The following is a 15,099-nucleotide window of genomic DNA, read 5'->3' as shown; positions in this document are numbered from 1 at the left end:
GAAAATATTGAGAACCATTGACCATCAAGAGTTGAAACAGAAAATGGACCACGATGAATCCTTTCGTCTGGTAATGGCTCTGAATGAGTGGCAGTACCAGATGAAACATATTCCTGGTTCCCTGTACTTCTCCACCATCCAGGGCGCGCTGGCCGAGCTTCGCAAAGAAGACGAGATTGTCGTCTACTGTTCCGACCGAACCTGTATTGCCAGTGCCGCTCTCGGTAAAGTGCTTGAGAACCAGGGCTATACCCAGGTGCTGCACTTTGCCGGTGGGCTGGCCGAGTGGGAACAGGCAGGCTATCCATTAGAAGGCAGGGATGCCAAGGCCTGATTGTGTTAGCATCAGTAGGCCTGTCAGTGGGTTGTGTCGCAAGAAAGTAACTGATCTGTTAAAGTCGGGAGAAAAGTGGAAAAGGAACGCATCATGGCAGAGCAGCACCCGTTCAAATGGCGTCATTTTCAATCCGACATTATTCTCTTGTGCGTCAGGTGGTATTTGCGGTATTCGCTCAGCTACCGCGATCTCGAAGAAATGATGCTGGAGCGTGGTTCGCACGTCGATCACACCACAATTTACCACTGGGTCCAGCGGTATGCGCCTTCGCTTGAACGGCGTTGCCGTCCTCATGTGAAGCCCACAACCGACTCCTGGCGCGTTGACGAGACCTACATCAAGGTCAAAAAAGAGTGGGTGTACTTGTACTGGGCCGTTGATTCTCAGGGCCAAACCCTCGATTTCTTCTTCAGTCTGACAAGGGACGCACAAGCCGCCAGACAGTTCTTGCTCAAAACCCTTGCAGCGTCTCATACGAGCACGCCACGAGTCATCAATGTGGACAAAAACGCAGCGTATCCCAAAGCGTTTGCAGAACTCAAAGCGGAGGGATACCTCCCTGAAAACTGCGCATTACGGCAAGTCAAATACCTCAACAATCTTGTCGAGCAAGATCACCGCTTCCTCAAACGGTTGACGAAGCTAGGCATGGGCTTTTTCTCCTTCGAGACAGCCCGACGAACATTACAGGGGTACGAGGTGATGAACATGCTACGCAAAGGACAACTGCGAGGCGTGGCAAAAGGGGATGTGAGAGGGCAGGTGGCATTGGTTGCCAAGTTGTTCGGAGTGGTTGCTTAAACTGAACAAGGAGAGTTGCTCCATAACCTCACCTTGTCTTCTTGAAATTTCTTGCAACACAACCTGTCCAGGAGATGTGAACCGACGCATGCTTCGTTCTCGTTGCCGCGTCGGTTGATGGGAGTTTTCCGCTCGGTTGTTCAACCCTTTGTGTTTGCGGTGCTCAACGCTTGGTAGAATCTCTTTCTTAGCAGCCCCATAGCTAGCGAGCTTGTCGGTGATGATCACTCGCGGCGCGTATTCAAGCCCCTTGAGCAACTTGCGAAAGAACTTCTTCGCTGCCTGTTTGTCACGTCGACTTTGTACGAGGATATCGAGAACAGTGCCGTGCTGGTCGACGGCTCTCCACAGGTAGCTTCGCTTTCCATTGATGGTCAAAAATACTTCATCCAGATGCCACTTGTCTCCCGGTCTTGTGCGTCGACGTTTCAACTCATTGGCATACGTTTGGCCAAATGTGAGGCACCACTGGCGAATGGTTTCATAGGTAAGCACGATGCCACGCTCGGCCATCAGTTCTTCCACGTCACGCGCAACTGAGGGGGAAGCGAAAGTACAACCAGACAGCATAACCGATAATTTCCGGCGGGAAGCGGAAGCCTTTGTAGGGAGACGCGGAGACATTCTTTTTCATGGCGCCATTGTATCACACTGTTCAGTTTTCTATGAAGGAGTCTCTCCAAGTTGACAATACCTGCGCAGCGCTTCCTCTCAGCCTTTGGACCGATCTCGGATCACTTCCGTCCCCAACGACATCGTCTCTGCGCTTCAGACTATCGTGCTCTCATGAAGGAGCGATTTGGGACCTGGAATGACATCACTGCTGGAAACAGGGTTGCATGATGAGGCATCTTTTCCCAGTTCTCACCTGCCATTGTTCTCCTAACAAGCGTTCCCTCAGAATTGTGCTCTCCCTCATACAATAACTTGACAATACCGGATCAAGTGCCAGGAACTGTCGGCGGTCTCTTTTCCCCGTCCCGACAGCCTGGCAAGCACCAAAGCAATGATGAGCTACCTGGCTTCTTCTCCCGATCCTGCTGTGAAAGTCGGCAAGCGCGTGGGGGCATGGATCTATGAACTCTTCATCACAACACTGGATGCCGATGGCTTGCTGGTCGAGGATGTGGTGGACCTGTATCACGGGCGTGGTGCGTTTGAAACCATTTTTGCTGAGGAGGATCTGGAAGATGATCCCGACCGCTGGTGTTCGTACACGGAATGCGGACAGGAACTCTGGCAGATCGTGTGCCAATGGGCGTGGAATATCCGGCTGTCGCTCGGACACAGCATGCAGGGAGGGGAACTGCGCGAGATGGAGTGGTCTCCAGCAAAAGAACGTCCCCCACGGGTTTCCTCGTCTGATCAGCCTTCAGAGATCTACGGTCCCTGGCAATTAGCCAGAGACCGTGGTCGGAGCCAGATCCCGGCACGGGCTTTTACCCTGCATGATGAGGTCTCGCTTCGCTGTCCCACCGGAGCGCCCCTCTGGTTGAGTGAGATGCGTCAAGAGAATGCGTTCACCCAACGGGCTACATATGTGGCTCAGTTAGATGATTGTCGGCCTTGTCCCTTGCGTGAGCAGTGCCTGGCGCGAGGAGCCAAAGGAGACCGGGCGCGTCGCGTCAGTGCTGTTCGTCACTTGCTCCCAGCACCTTCCTCAGTGGAACCTCAAACAGGTATCCTGGCTGCAACCCGTTGGGTCGACGTCGCCGGTCGTGCACTTCGACGAACGTGGATGGGTCACTGGCGCAGTCAATACGTCGAGGTCCTTCCGCTCGTCGAAGTCCAGCAGCCCCTCTCTCCGCCACCTCGCCCACCTCGGGCGGTTCGCTCGTATGACCGGTGGAATTGGTCTGATCGGCTTGCACGCAACGCTTGGTTCGGTCCACCGCACGTGCGTGTCACCGTGGCTGGCGTTCCTGCTCTCCTTACCAGAGGCTATTGAGGAGGAACAAGCTTCAGCAGAACAACCAACCGCGCTCTCTTTTCCCTCTGAGTGACTCAGCAGGGCGAAGAAGTTCTGTGCCTTTTTCCTTTTCTCACCATACACTCTTTTCTCTCTGTACTGCTTGGTTGCTTACACCTCGTTGCGTATCTCGTGGGAGTTCCCACCGGATATCGTTGCCACCCCAGTTGTACTCAAGCACCTGGGGAGCGTCGGCTCGCGTCACTCTTGTTTCGGAAACCTGCGGCGTGGGCGCTCCCACCGTGGTGAGCTTCACCGTGGTTCCAACCGTACCCAGGCTCCCATCGGCTTCAAAAGGAGCCCATTCGCGCAGATGCGCCAGGTCGGTAAGCGCCTGCCAGACTTTTTCCGGCGAGTGGCGCAGATCTCTAACGAGAATGAGCGTCCACTTCTCTCCGTCCTTTCGTACCTGCGCCCCGCTGCCCGGACCCGGTGTGTACTGCTCGCGATCGGTCACCTTCTTCTCCTTATCTTCCTTTTCGTTGGTGTTGATTAATCCATGTGGTTGAGGTGGCGTTCGAGAGCATCTACGTGAGCGGACCAGAACCGGCGGAACGGAGCCAGCCAGGCATCCACCTCCTGAAGCGGTTCTGGCTTCAGCCGGTAGAGACGGCGCTGTGCGTCCACCGTGGATTCCACAAAACCAGCCTCGCGCAGCACTCGCAGGTGCTTTGACACGATCATTGCGGGAAATGAGCAATAAATTTCCTCGCTCGCACGGATCGCAGCCACTATACTTTGAAAAAGGCCTGTTGCATTTCTCACTTCTGAAAGAAAGGGTTTCATGAACAAGCTTGTAGCGCTTGCCCTGTGTGGGGCCATCCTTCCCGGTGGCTTGGGCTTCTGGGCCAGTGGCAATCATCCTGCGGCAGCCACCGCTTCCCTTTCGGCCGCTCATGCCACGCGCATCACATGTGTCCCAAGTGGAGTGGTCCCAACTGCTGCCCGACAGGCAGCCCAGCCACCTACCAGACTGAGCAGGTACATCCTTCCTCTCTATTGGCGCCCATGATGCCAACACGTCACTCCGTCACCGCCACACTCGCCGAGATGGAATCTGGGCTCCAACATCTTTGTCATGCTGCGTCTGGTCTGCCACTTCCCCTGTACCCTCAGCCTCGATTGGCTCAGCCCGACCGGACACCCAAAACGTGGCTTTGGCGAATCCCTGTCAAGAGCGCTGTGATTTTTTGCATGCGTGCACGTCTCTTGCAAGAGACGATGGTTTTTAGCAAAGGAAGCGTAAGGTGCGACATGGCAGATTCGGAACAACTTGCACGGCTCAAGCGCAGCGTGCTCGAATGGAATACCTGGTGGTCTCCTGACATCGCTATCGACTTGCGTGACGCTTGCCTTCTTGCAGACTCGCTGAGGGGAGTCATTCTCTATCAAGCCGATCTCAGGGGCGCGATTCTCAGGGGAGCCGATCTCAAAGGAGCCGATCTCGATGAAGCCAATCTCCACAATGCTGAACTTGTGCTAGCCCTTCTCAATGGAGCCGATCTCCAAGATGCCGATCTGACAAACGCTGATCTACGGGGCGCTGATCTACGGGGCGCCCGGTTGAGTCATGCCAATCTCACGAAAGCTGATCTGCGGGGCGCGAATCTGACGTTGGTTGATTTCAAGAGAGCTTGTCTCCGTGACGCCATTCTCACGGGGGCTGATCTCACGAACGCTCATCTTGAAGGCGTTGATCTCACGGGGGCCAATCTCGATGGCGCTGATCTCATTCACGCGTATCTGAGCAACGTGGATCTCACGGGGGCCATGGGGATTTCTTGTTCTCCTCCTCCATCTTCCTCCTCCCTGATCTCCTCACACACCCATTGGCGCAGCCTTGTCATGAAGGCTGAAGAGCATCTCTTGCTTGGGGTCGCGACTCTCTCGCAGGTGTGCGAGGGGTTGGCAGTCCTTGAGACGCAGTGGCGTCAATACCGCCCGTATCCATCAGCAAACAGCGCCCTCGCCTCCTCCCACTTCCATAACGGGGAACATCCAGTGGTGGGCAACCAGGCTGAAGCGACGGCTGTTTGCGCACACGTCCAGGCGTGCGCACTCTTCCACGCCAAAGCCAGAGATTGTCGCGATCACCCTTATCTTTAGCAATACCAGCCCTCAGGGGTCCACCTCCAGGCGCATCGGCGATCCTCTCACCCTCAAAAACATGCTCGTGCTCTTGAACTCTCCGAAGAACTGGGTGAACCTGGTGCGCGTCATGTTCGAAAAACGCAGCGGCCAGCACCTGCTCATCCACGTCGTTCAAAGCGAGCACCCTCCTGCCTCTTGCAATGTCATCCTGGGGTATGCAGGGCTCACTTCCCCAGGGATGATGACGCCTCACTAACGCCCCCCTCACAGAGGCACACCATCCCCCCAGACGCCTAGATGCTGACTGGCTTTCTTGGGGGAACTCGCTCCACTCCTGCCTGAAGTGGACTCTCAAGCCAACTCCCCTCACGCAGCTCCCCCAGGCATTCCTCTCTCGGCCACGCTTTCACCTTCACTCCCTCGCGCCAGGACTCCTCACCCACCCCAAGCCACCCTCGAGAATATGCACGACTATAGGAAGATGGAGGCACATCAATCCGCACGCCCCTACCATATTGCTGGTGAAACAACAGCGCTGCCAGCACCATCACCTGCACCCGGCCAGGCAACGGAAGCACCTACCGCTCCGGGCTCTCATATCAGGACTCGGTTGTTTATTTCATCGGCCCTTTGTCAATTCCAAGATGAACAAAAATCTTTATTAACTAATCAATTAATTATTCTTAAAAAAAACGCTGAATGGCAAAGAAGACTTGAAGGCAGGTGTAGCCTGGAAGGAGAAGACGGAAGACAAGCCCAACAGGAGAAGCATCATGGCCCGACGAACCTCGCGTCCCGAAGCGACGCAGAAGATCACCTTGACCCCGCTGAAGGTGCAGTGTGAGCACTGCGGCCAGCCGCTGTCGGTGGCCAATCACGGCCATCGCACCGTGACCACGCTCTCGGGGATGTGGAAATTGACCCTGGTGATCCGGCAGTGTGTCCAGCCGGGTTGTCCCCGCTTCCATCAGATCCACCGACCAGAAGAAGAAGGGCGCTGGGCGCTGCCCCATGGCGAATTTGGCTTGGATGTGATTGCCTTGATTGGCCAGTGGCGTTTTCGGGAGCATCGCAGTGTGCCGGAAATGCATCAGGCTCTGCTGGCCCGTGGGGTCAGCATTGCGCTGCGCAGCGTGACGCATCTGATGCATCGCTATGAAGAACTGGTGGCCTTGCGTGTCGCAGACCAGGAACGGATCAAGGTCCGGCTTCAGAAGCAGGGCCACGTCGTCCTGGCGATCGACGGTTTGCAGCCGGATGTGGGGCACGAGGCGCTGTGGGTGGTGCGCGACTGTCTTTCCGAAGAAATCCTGCTGGCCCGTCCGTTGCTCAGTAGTACGCAGGGGGATCTGACAGCCTTGCTCACCGAAGTCAAGCGCCTGCTCTCGCCATGGAAGGTGCCGGTCACAGGCATCATCTCCGATGGCGAGGAGACGATTGGCAGTGCGGTAGCCTTTGTCTTTCCCAACGTGCCTCACCAGTTGTGTCAGTTTCACTATCTGAAGGATGCGACGAAACCTCTCTACGAGGCCGATCGGAACGCCAAGACGGAGTTAAAAAAGCAGCTACGCGGCGTACGGCCCATTGAACACGCGTTGGAAGAGCATCCCACGCCAGAAAACGAGGCGATCCGGGGCTATTGTCTGGCGGTTCGTGCGTCGTTGACTGACGATGGACGCTCGCTTCTGGACGCGCTGGGTCTGCGCTTGTACGAGCGTATCACCCAGATCAGCGACTCGATTGGGCGGGTGCAAGGAAAAAAAGGTTACCCCCTGCTTTAAACCAATTACAGCGGCTCCTGACCAAAGGGCTTTCTGCAACGGCATCCCTATGGCCACCGTTGCAGAAAGCCTCTTCCCTGGTGCGCCAGGCGGCCCAGATCCTGGCCAACGAGCCGCAGCATACCGGGGCACAGATGCGCAAACGCTATCTGGCATTTGTGCAGCAGATGCAAAGGCAGCAAGCTAATCTGGGGCCGCTCGAGGGCGCCCTCGCACATTTCTGTCAGATTACCCACAATTTCTCCCCTGGCCTTTTATAATGCTACGACGTCAAAGGCTTGCCCTGTACCAACAATGACCTGGAGCAGTGCTTTGGGACAGCACGTGTCCATGAACGGCGCGCCACTGGCCGACGGGGAGCGATTCCGGGGGTGGTGGTCCGGGGGTCGGTACGCGTCGTGGCTGCCGTCACCAGCAAGCAGCACCTCTTTTCGGCTGAGGAACTCCGACCCTGGGATTATCTCAGGTGGCGCGAGCTGCGTGCGCAGTTACAGCAGCGGGAGGAATGCCGTCGGCTGCAGTTTCGCTTCCGTAAAGCTCCGGAGCGGTATCTCGCTGCTCTAGAAGCTCAACTTCTCATGTAAAGTTTGCCATTCAGCCGAAAAAAAGAAGCCTTCCTCCTCAACAAAACAGGTTGCAAAGAAAGATTGACAAAGCACTAGTGGGTCAGCTTGCAATTGAATACCCTCGAATCACTGCAGCGCTCGATCCGGCCAGACGGCGTGTCCGCGCGCGTTCGCGCCGTCGCCGCCGCTTGCCATTCCAGACAAAGGGCGTCGGCTTCACGTTCCAACCGGCCACGGTTTGCTCCAACCAGTCGATGACTTGTTGGGGGTTCTTGGGATGTTGCCCAGCCAAAGCGCGCGGCACAATGATGCGTTGTACCGACTCTGCCATATTGAGCCACGAGCCACCAACGGGAGTGTAGAGCGGCATCACCCCATGATGAAACAACCATACCACAAGGTCGGGAGTCAGGTGCCCAGCCAGATTGTCCCACACGAGCACGATGCGTAAGGGAGGAAGACCCTCATCGTTCTCGTGTGGCCACAACCACGTTTTCCACTGTGCATAGTGCGCCCGCTCTGCTTCCGGCGGCAAGGTCTCTGCTGGCTGCTTTTTCTCCAATTCGTCCAACACCTCCGAGAGTTGCTCTTTCAGCCAGGGATGCAAAACGGCATTGGGAGCGGAGAGCACCCCTTTCGCCCGGAGCTGGCCTGTGGCAGGGCGCGCAGAGGGTCAGCAGTTTAGCGGTGCCCCCACGCTCGTACTCGTGGGGATGCAAGAGGGGATGGCCCTCTGGTTGCCACGAGGAGCCCGGCTGTGGGATGGCCTGATACGGTCCAGCTTCATCTTCATTGAGTTGCACGATCCCGGCAGCTTCCGCGTGCTCGCATGCCAACTCGATCAGTCTTTTTTTTCCAGGGTTTGCTCGTCATAGGTCGTCACCGTGCCGCCTTTGCGTTTGCGCAGCGCGTAGCCGGTGCGGCACCAGGTGCGTGTTCGCTGATAGCTGTAGCCTGACCCATGCAGCACCTGACGAATGGTTTCGTTGGCGATGTGAGGCAGATCCGAGGCTTGCAGTGCCTTGCGCAGTAAGGAGAGTGACCAGGTAGCAGTCTGATCGGCCTGCCGATCAGGGGTCCTCTGTACTTCTTGCAGAATACGCGCCTGCTGCGCGCTCGTGTAGGTCGGCTTGCGCCCACGACCAGCAGCAATCGAAAGCGCTGCCAAACCGTGCTCATTGAAGCGCTCGACCAACTCGCGCACACTGCGTGCCTCTCTAAAGCCTGCCACCAATGCTGCCTGCGGAAAAGACTGCGAGGCCGCTACTGCCAGCAGCGCTTTGGCTCGCCGCGCCACGTCTATCCGTTCACTGCTGGCCTTGACGATGCGCTGCAACTCTCGCTCTTCTTGTTTGCTGAAAGCACGCAGGGGATGTTTTTGGAAGTGAGCCATTGACGTGTTCCTTCTTTCTCCCCCTATTCTACCACCTCCGCTTCCCTCCTGGTGCTCAATTGCAAGCTGACCCACTAGTGGGTCAGCTTCCTTTTTTGCAACACAACCCTTTTATGACGCGACGGTCGGCTCCTGCATACCTTCCTGCATAGAGGCCCTGGACATATTGGGGGTATTGTGGGCAAAGCCGATATTGCCACGGTGATCGACCATGATCAGGCCACCGGTTCCACTGGCCCTGGCGCCCAGCACTTTGATCGCAGCCTCGGCTGCCTCCTGAGCATTCATACCACCAGCTACAAAATCACTGGCACGTTTGGCGATGAGCAGACGGATGAAATCCTCACCATAGCCGGTACAGGAGACAGCGGCATCTTCGTCGGCGTAGTAGCCGCAACCGACCAGCGGTGAATCGCCGACGCGTCCGGGATATTTGTTGAAGATGCCACCAGTTGAGGTGGCGGCGGCTAAATGCCCCTGGCTGTCGATGGCGACCGCGCCGACCGTGCCATGCTTCTCCCCTTCCTGGAGCTTGCCCTCGTCGAGCGCCTTACGTGCCGCTTTCCAGCGTTCGTGCTGGTCTTCGGTGAGCAAGTCTTTTAGCTCACACAGAGAGATGCCCCTTTCCTGCGCAAATTGTTGTGCCCCTTTGCCGACCAGCAATACATGCGGGCTTTCCAGCACCTGGCGCGCCAGCGAAATGGGATTTTTGATCAGCTCGACGCCCGCGATTGACCCAACCTGCAAGGTGCGCCCTTCCATCATGCCGGCGTCCATTTCGATCTTGCCGTCCAGGGAGAGGTAGGAACCGGTGCCCGCGTCGTAGAGCGGGTTATCTTCCAGAGATCTCACAGCGGCTTCGACGGCTGCGAGCGCGGTCCCGCCGCTCTGTAGCACGTTCCAGCCAATGGTGGAGGCTTCTTTGCAGCCCTTGCACGCGCCCTCTATTCTTTCGGGAGCAATGGTTCCCGCTCCTCCGTGAACAATGATAGCGATAGGCATAAATAATGTATGTACTCCTGGTATTTGATATGGTTGGGTCCATTGTATCATGCAACCTGACGGTATTGCTAAACGAGACGCGCCGCCCGCATGAAGCCGGCCACCCCTTGCGGGTGGCCGGCTTCATGCGGAACATGAGTGAGATGTATCACCAGAATTTGCCAATGTTCATAGTTCGACTTTGTACAGTCTCCTCCGCAAAGTTGATGATTTAGGGATGAGTGGTCAGGAAGGGAATTCTTGACGGTTTTGACCATTTCTGATCGTGGTTTGAAACCTCTTCTCATACTATGTATCTTCATCACGTTGTCAACAAACGAGCTCTTTTCACCAAATTGTCGGGAGACTCAGCATCCCTTGAGTCGGTTTGTACATACTCTATGCTGATCTCCTCGGATACGCACTGCGTCAGGTCTTTTATTTATTCGTCTAGAGAACCAGTCAAGAAATCATGCAGCCTCCTGAAGCTCAGGAGAGAGATGCACTCACTTGAGCGGGAAAGCAGGCAGTGCTTGGGCTAAGCCACTCATCAGCACCCGTGTCACCTGGCTCGCCAACTCTTCTGGGGGCGAAACCACCTTCTGCTCGTCCCATTGGTGGAAACATTGGAAGCCGGTCCCAAAAATTGCCCAACTCGTGACCATAGCAACGGTTTCCAGATCGATCTGCTGATCCAATCCAGAACCGGCAACTGATTTGAATCCTTGCCAGAGCAGTTCAAAGAGGGCTTCTTGCAGGGTGGTCACCACCAGAGGGATCAGCGACCGCTCAGCTGATCTGGTCGACTGGTGTAACTGCGTGAACCATTCAACGACGCGCTGAATGAGCAAGCGGAAGGTGCTTAGGCTCCAGGGACCTGAGCTGAGCACTGGATTCGCGACGCACTGCTGAAATTGCTCACGCAGCCAGCCTTCCAGGATTGCAGACTTGTCCTCAAAATGGCTATAAAAGGTGCCTCGATTGACCCTCGCCCTGTCAGTAATATCCTGCACCGTCATCGCGTGAAAGCCCTTTTCTGAGTAGAGGTCAGAAAAGGCTTGCAGCAAGAGGTGCCGCGTGCGCAGCACGCGTGGGTCTTCTCTCTCGTTGATCTTCCTCTGCTCCATATGTTCCTTTCGCCGCTCAGTATGTTTTCAACAGTTTGCTTCATGTGTGGTCTAACCGACAGAAACGCCTCTTTGTCCAGTATCTGGATGGGATCATCCAGTAGCATTGTATCCAACAGGAGGTTGTTCAACAACTATTCCCAACTTTCTGTGTTGACAGACTTCAGGAAGCGCCATCTGGACCAGAGAGATGAGTACGTGATTAGGATGGTTTCAGGAAAAAACCCGATGGACAGAAACGCTTTCGCCTTATTAAGGGGTGTTTTCACCCAACGTTGAGATTGGAGAAGAAGTGATGTTTCAATTTAACGCTCCCCTGGTTCAACTAGAATTGGCCCGGGAAATTACCTCAGGGGTCATCGTGCTTCCTGACCCGCACATCAACCTGGTTCCTAATATTGGGATCGTGATTGGCACGGATGCTGTGCTGGTCGTTGATTGCGGCCTGGGGAGAGAAAATGGCAAACGAGTGTTCCAGAAAGCAGTAGAGGTGGCCAGAGGAAAGACTCTCTTGCTCACCACTACCCACTTTCACCCGGAGCATGCCTTCGGTGCTCAAGCCTTCAAAGGTCATGCCACCATCATTGCCAATACCACTCAGGGAGAGGAACTGCGAGAAAAAGGAGCTTTCTACCTGAACCTCTTTCGCGATATGGACCCCGTTGTCAAAGACCTGCTCGAAGATGTGGAGCTGGTTATGCCAGGTGAAACCTATCAGGGGGAAAAAGTCATCGACCTGGGTGGCAAGCGTGTGGTGCTGCGTGAACTGGCTGGCCATACTCGTGGCGATCAGATCGTCTTCCTCCCGCACGAGCGTGTGCTCTTCACAGGCGACCTCGTGGAAAACCGCCTGTTTCCGATTTTCCCCGATCAGGATGCTCATGGGACGCAATGGATAGCGGCGCTTGCGCGGATGATCGATCTATCTCCGGCAACGGTAGTTCCAGGGCACGGTGAGGTGGCAACGGTCGAACTGTTGCGAGAGTTTCAAGACCTCCTAATCTTTGTGCGCGAGGAGGTGAATCGGCGCGTCAAAGAGGAGCAGGCGCTTGAACTCATTGACCAGGAAGGTGCTCGGATCATCAAAGAGCGTTACCTGGAGTGGGAGAACGACATGTGGATTCCTTTTGCGATCCGAAACATCTACGCGGAACTAACAGGAACACCCCTGGCATTGCCTGCTCTCAGAAAGAGCAGAGAGCAGTGACTCAATGCCAGAGGAGTCGAGCAGCCAAAGATCCACACGTGATCTCGCTGGGAACCCCTCTGCGGGGCAGGATGCGCGAGCGTGTGGGGGAGAGAGAGGCGCAGGACTCCTCCAGCCTGCGCCTTTTTCTTTTAAGGAACTCATCACCACGATAGGAAACTGGTGCCACCAACCAGTTCTATCGCCGCCTGCGTCGCTCTACCACCTTCCTTTCGTACATCGCCAGCGAGATCCTCATCTTCGTGGGGACCTCGCTCTTTTTCGATCTGTTTAGCGCTGTTGGATAGCCATGCGAGAGACAGACGCGAAGTGTGCCTGTCAAGCTTGGAGAACACACATGCAACCATGTTTTGGCAACTACCAGTGGAACTTTCTGCACAAGAAGAGCAGATTGTCGCACGGATACGACGCGCGAAACTCTTTGTGCTCCTGCGCCCTCTGCTCACCCTAGCGGGCAAAAGGAATCGAGCCATCCAGTTTACGATTGGCAATCCGCTCCTCGCCACCCAAATGAGCGGCTCCAGCCAGAAGTTGCTTTGTACGCTCCACTGCGGTTTGTCGTGTACGAAGATGAAGCACATAACACATTCGTGGACCTATGACAACTTTGCCTCATTGCTCGCTCAGTACCAGCGGATTGTAAATGTTGCATCTGTTGCTTCTGTTTTAACTTTATCGACAGGAACTCCATACGGACCAAGTAAAGCAGGTGTCGTTCAATTAACACATCAGTTAGCAAATGAATGGGCAACACAAGAAGTTACGGTGAATGCTATTAGTCCCTGGTTTTTCAAAACATCTCTTAATGCCAAAATGCTAGAGAATGAAGAGTTCCGTACCCTTCTTGAGAGAAGGACACCGATTACGAATGAAAAAGAGCCCGAACGGCAAACCGTCCCGGAAAGTGAACATCGCGATCTGCCCCAAACGGTGGAAACGGCGAAAGAACAGGTGCAAACCAGCACATCACCCAAATGCACGTTTTCTCGAATGGTGGTTCCATCGATCTCAAACAATTTACGGACAGTGGCGTCACCGTGGTGGAATGTCCTGGCTGTTCGAGAACGCGTTCGCTCTCCCCAGTCAAGGGCATCCTCCGATTCCCACCGCACGAGCCCCGCAAAATCCGGACCGAGGTGAAGGGCAAGCGTTGGTCTACAACAGGAAAAACGAATTGGGACGTGGCTGGCAGGAAATGATGATTGATGCGGATGTTAAGCAAGTGGAGAAAGGGGGGTTCAATGCGCGAAGGCGGTGCGTGATCATTTGGGAAGACACGCGAAACGCGGCGTGTGGAATGATGAAAAGAGCCAAGGGTGACAGCGATGCATGCGTGCAGCGCACTCGCCAGTTGAGGCTTGCACGCATGCATGTTGAGATGGCTGGGGCCGGTTCCATCAGCCATTCCCTGCTGCTCGCTTGCTCAGTGCTAAAGAGCAGCCCAGACCCGACTAACCACCTTTTCCGGCTTGAGCACAATGACCACGCGAGAAGCCCGCTGGGTGGCCTGGGTCCAGGATGCCGCTGAGAATTGCTGACGTTGATCTGCTGGGATATATTTCTCCACAATCGCGTTCCAAAGCTCAGGATAACGCTCAAGTCCAACAATCTCAGCGCGTCCGTAGGTCACCACATAGGTATGTGTGACTGGATCATTGACAATCACCGAGATGTTGGGATCACGCACGATATTGGCATATTTGACGCTCGCTTTTTGGGTGCTAAAGAGGAACGATTCACCATCCCATACAAACCAGACGGGATTGAGTTGAGAGCCTTTCCCCACCCGGTTCGTTGAAATGATGGCATCATGAGGTTGTGCGAGAAATGCTTGTAATGCATCTCGATCCATGTTGAATGCGCCTCCTTTTTTGCTAGTTTGACCAGGAAGAGCTGCTGCACCCGAACCTCACCCGGCTCATGGAGAGGTTTGTCAGCGCACAACAGCGTTGTGTAAGCAACGTTTTCGTGTATACTACACAATTGGAAGGATAAGGCACGCCCACGCGTTCGCGCAATCAGCAAAGAGCGCGGATCGTTGCATAGACAACAGGAAGGGGAACGTGTTGGTTTTCTGGGGGCGTGCACGATTGAACGATTGCGAGGAAAAAGATGTCCAGAGTTGGAAATTCCAGCGACCCACGAGTGCAGCGGACCCGCCAGTTGCTGCTAAAGGCGTTCATGGCCCTGGTCCAGGAAAAGCGCAATATCCACTCCATTTCCATCCAGGAGATCGCCATGCGCGCCACCGTCAACCGGGCCACGTTTTATGCACACTTTGAAGACAAATATGCGCTTATGGCGGACTGGTCACGCGAGAAGTTTCAACGGGCCCTCACGAACAAACTCCCTCCCTCTTCCAGCTTGCAGAAGGAGACCTTGCACCTCCTGATCTTGGCCGTATTCGACTTTATGGCGCTCTCGCGTCGGTATTACAGGCCATCCAATAGGCAGTTTGAGCTACTTTATGAGATGACGATTCAGCAGGAACTCTATGATCTCCTTTTGCGCTGGCTCCAGCAGATTCCATCAGAGATTCCCTTGCCAGAGGAGACCATCGAAACCACGGCACAGGCTCTCAGTTGGGCGATCTTCGGTCCCGCAACGCGATGGAGCGGTGGAGACCAAAGCATCTCGAAAGAGGTCATGGCCCATCATGTGTTGGCCATCGTCGTTGCTGGCTTGTCTCCTGTCGTCACAGTGACATAACGGAATGCGTCGCACCAATGGCAGAGCCTATCCAGACGACAAGGATGCGGCAACTACCAACAGTATTCGGGGTATTTACAACTTTTTCTGATGATATCCCAGATGTGAAGCAGTTTGCTCAAGTAAATTGGTTGAAG

General features: G+C 55.1%; 15 protein-coding genes and 3 pseudogenes. 10 read left to right on the top strand and 8 right to left on the bottom strand.

All coding sequences use genetic code 11. The features are described from left to right. The first annotated feature begins 7 nt into the window (after positions 1-7). Together KTE_RS46495 and KTE_RS46490 are read left to right on the top strand one after the other, a co-directional pair. The gene (locus KTE_RS46495) at positions 8-334 is read left to right on the top strand and encodes a rhodanese-like domain-containing protein (RefSeq protein ID WP_201374645.1); all 327 of its coding nucleotides are present in this window, start codon (positions 8-10) and stop codon (positions 332-334) included. 93 nt (positions 335-427) lie between these two features. Next, positions 428-1,138 carry an IS6 family transposase gene (locus KTE_RS46490; RefSeq protein WP_201394293.1) on the top strand — a complete coding sequence of 237 codons (711 nt, stop codon included), beginning with the start codon at positions 428-430 and terminating at the stop codon, positions 1,136-1,138. 66 nt (positions 1,139-1,204) lie between these two features. Here the strand turns inward: KTE_RS46490 and KTE_RS46485 are convergent. Continuing rightward, positions 1,205-1,772: pseudogene (locus KTE_RS46485) on the bottom strand (IS6 family transposase); the annotation flags it as partial. A gap of 50 nt (positions 1,773-1,822) precedes the next feature. On the opposite strand from KTE_RS46485, the gene KTE_RS46480 reads away from it, so the two are divergent. Then, the gene (locus tag KTE_RS46480) at positions 1,823-1,981 is read left to right on the top strand and encodes a hypothetical protein (RefSeq protein WP_374226880.1); all 159 of its coding nucleotides are present in this window, start codon (positions 1,823-1,825) and stop codon (positions 1,979-1,981) included. 163 nt (positions 1,982-2,144) lie between these two features. Next, entirely contained in the window at positions 2,145-3,086 is a 942-nt protein-coding gene (locus KTE_RS46475; protein WP_201394291.1) for a transposase, read from the top strand. Between the two features lie 157 nt (positions 3,087-3,243). Here KTE_RS46475 and KTE_RS46470 read toward each other — a convergent pair. Beyond that, positions 3,244-3,564 (bottom strand): annotated as a pseudogene (locus KTE_RS46470) (SRPBCC family protein); the annotation flags it as partial. A gap of 35 nt (positions 3,565-3,599) precedes the next feature. Further along, entirely contained in the window at positions 3,600-3,893 is a 294-nt protein-coding gene (locus KTE_RS46465; RefSeq protein WP_374226879.1) for an ArsR/SmtB family transcription factor, read from the bottom strand. On the opposite strand from KTE_RS46465, the gene KTE_RS46460 reads away from it, so the two are divergent. The 3 genes and pseudogenes from KTE_RS46460 (at position 3,892) to KTE_RS46450 (ending at position 7,563) form a co-directional block, all read left to right on the top strand. Beyond that, positions 3,892-4,119 (top strand): hypothetical protein, encoded by a 228-nt coding sequence (locus KTE_RS46460; protein ID WP_201394281.1) that lies wholly within the window; start codon positions 3,892-3,894, stop codon positions 4,117-4,119. The genes KTE_RS46465 and KTE_RS46460 overlap by 2 nt on opposite strands. Positions 4,120-4,361: 242 nt before the next feature. Beyond that, complete coding sequence (locus tag KTE_RS46455; RefSeq protein ID WP_201394280.1) at positions 4,362-5,213, top strand: pentapeptide repeat-containing protein; 852 nt, start codon at positions 4,362-4,364, stop codon at positions 5,211-5,213. An 845-nt stretch (positions 5,214-6,058) separates the two neighbouring features. Continuing rightward, a pseudogene (locus KTE_RS46450) lies at positions 6,059-7,563 on the top strand (ISNCY family transposase). Between the two features lie 82 nt (positions 7,564-7,645). Here KTE_RS46450 and KTE_RS46445 read toward each other — a convergent pair. The 4 genes from KTE_RS46445 to KTE_RS46430 all read right to left on the bottom strand — a co-directional run bounded on the left by KTE_RS46445 (position 7,646) and on the right by KTE_RS46430 (position 11,046). Beyond that, on the bottom strand, positions 7,646-8,176 hold the full coding sequence (locus KTE_RS46445; RefSeq protein ID WP_201394279.1) for a hypothetical protein: 531 nt from the start codon (positions 8,174-8,176) through the stop codon (positions 7,646-7,648). 210 nt (positions 8,177-8,386) lie between these two features. Continuing rightward, complete coding sequence (locus tag KTE_RS46440) at positions 8,387-8,938, bottom strand: helix-turn-helix domain-containing protein (protein ID WP_201394278.1); 552 nt, start codon at positions 8,936-8,938, stop codon at positions 8,387-8,389. A 111-nt stretch (positions 8,939-9,049) separates the two neighbouring features. Further along, on the bottom strand, positions 9,050-9,940 hold the full coding sequence (locus KTE_RS46435) for an isoaspartyl peptidase/L-asparaginase family protein (RefSeq protein WP_201394277.1): 891 nt from the start codon (positions 9,938-9,940) through the stop codon (positions 9,050-9,052). Between the two features lie 485 nt (positions 9,941-10,425). After that, positions 10,426-11,046, bottom strand: coding sequence for a TetR/AcrR family transcriptional regulator (locus tag KTE_RS46430; protein WP_201394275.1), 621 nt, complete (start codon positions 11,044-11,046; stop codon positions 10,426-10,428). 295 nt (positions 11,047-11,341) lie between these two features. On the opposite strand from KTE_RS46430, the gene KTE_RS46425 reads away from it, so the two are divergent. Together KTE_RS46425 and KTE_RS48660 are read left to right on the top strand one after the other, a co-directional pair. Next, positions 11,342-12,253: an MBL fold metallo-hydrolase gene (locus KTE_RS46425; RefSeq protein ID WP_201394273.1), complete on the top strand. Its 912-nt coding sequence runs from the start codon at positions 11,342-11,344 to the stop codon at positions 12,251-12,253. A 324-nt stretch (positions 12,254-12,577) separates the two neighbouring features. Next, positions 12,578-13,393, top strand: a complete 816-nt coding sequence (locus KTE_RS48660; protein ID WP_236601035.1) for an SDR family oxidoreductase — start codon at positions 12,578-12,580, stop codon at positions 13,391-13,393. A 289-nt stretch (positions 13,394-13,682) separates the two neighbouring features. Here KTE_RS48660 and KTE_RS46410 read toward each other — a convergent pair whose 3' ends face one another. After that, the gene (locus tag KTE_RS46410) at positions 13,683-14,105 is read right to left on the bottom strand and encodes a TIGR03618 family F420-dependent PPOX class oxidoreductase (protein ID WP_201394271.1); all 423 of its coding nucleotides are present in this window, start codon (positions 14,103-14,105) and stop codon (positions 13,683-13,685) included. A gap of 260 nt (positions 14,106-14,365) precedes the next feature. Here KTE_RS46410 and KTE_RS46405 point away from each other — a divergent pair, with 260 nt between their 5' ends. Next, on the top strand, positions 14,366-14,962 hold the full coding sequence (locus KTE_RS46405) for a TetR/AcrR family transcriptional regulator (RefSeq protein WP_201394269.1): 597 nt from the start codon (positions 14,366-14,368) through the stop codon (positions 14,960-14,962). Positions 14,963-15,099: the final 137 nt, after the last annotated feature.

It is taken from the genome of Ktedonobacter sp. SOSP1-85 (genome assembly GCF_016587415.1).
Lineage (GTDB): Bacteria > Chloroflexota > Ktedonobacteria > Ktedonobacterales > Ktedonobacteraceae > Ktedonobacter.
The sequence above is the reverse complement of the archived record's forward strand: the minus strand, read 5'-3'. Positions and strand labels throughout refer to the sequence as shown.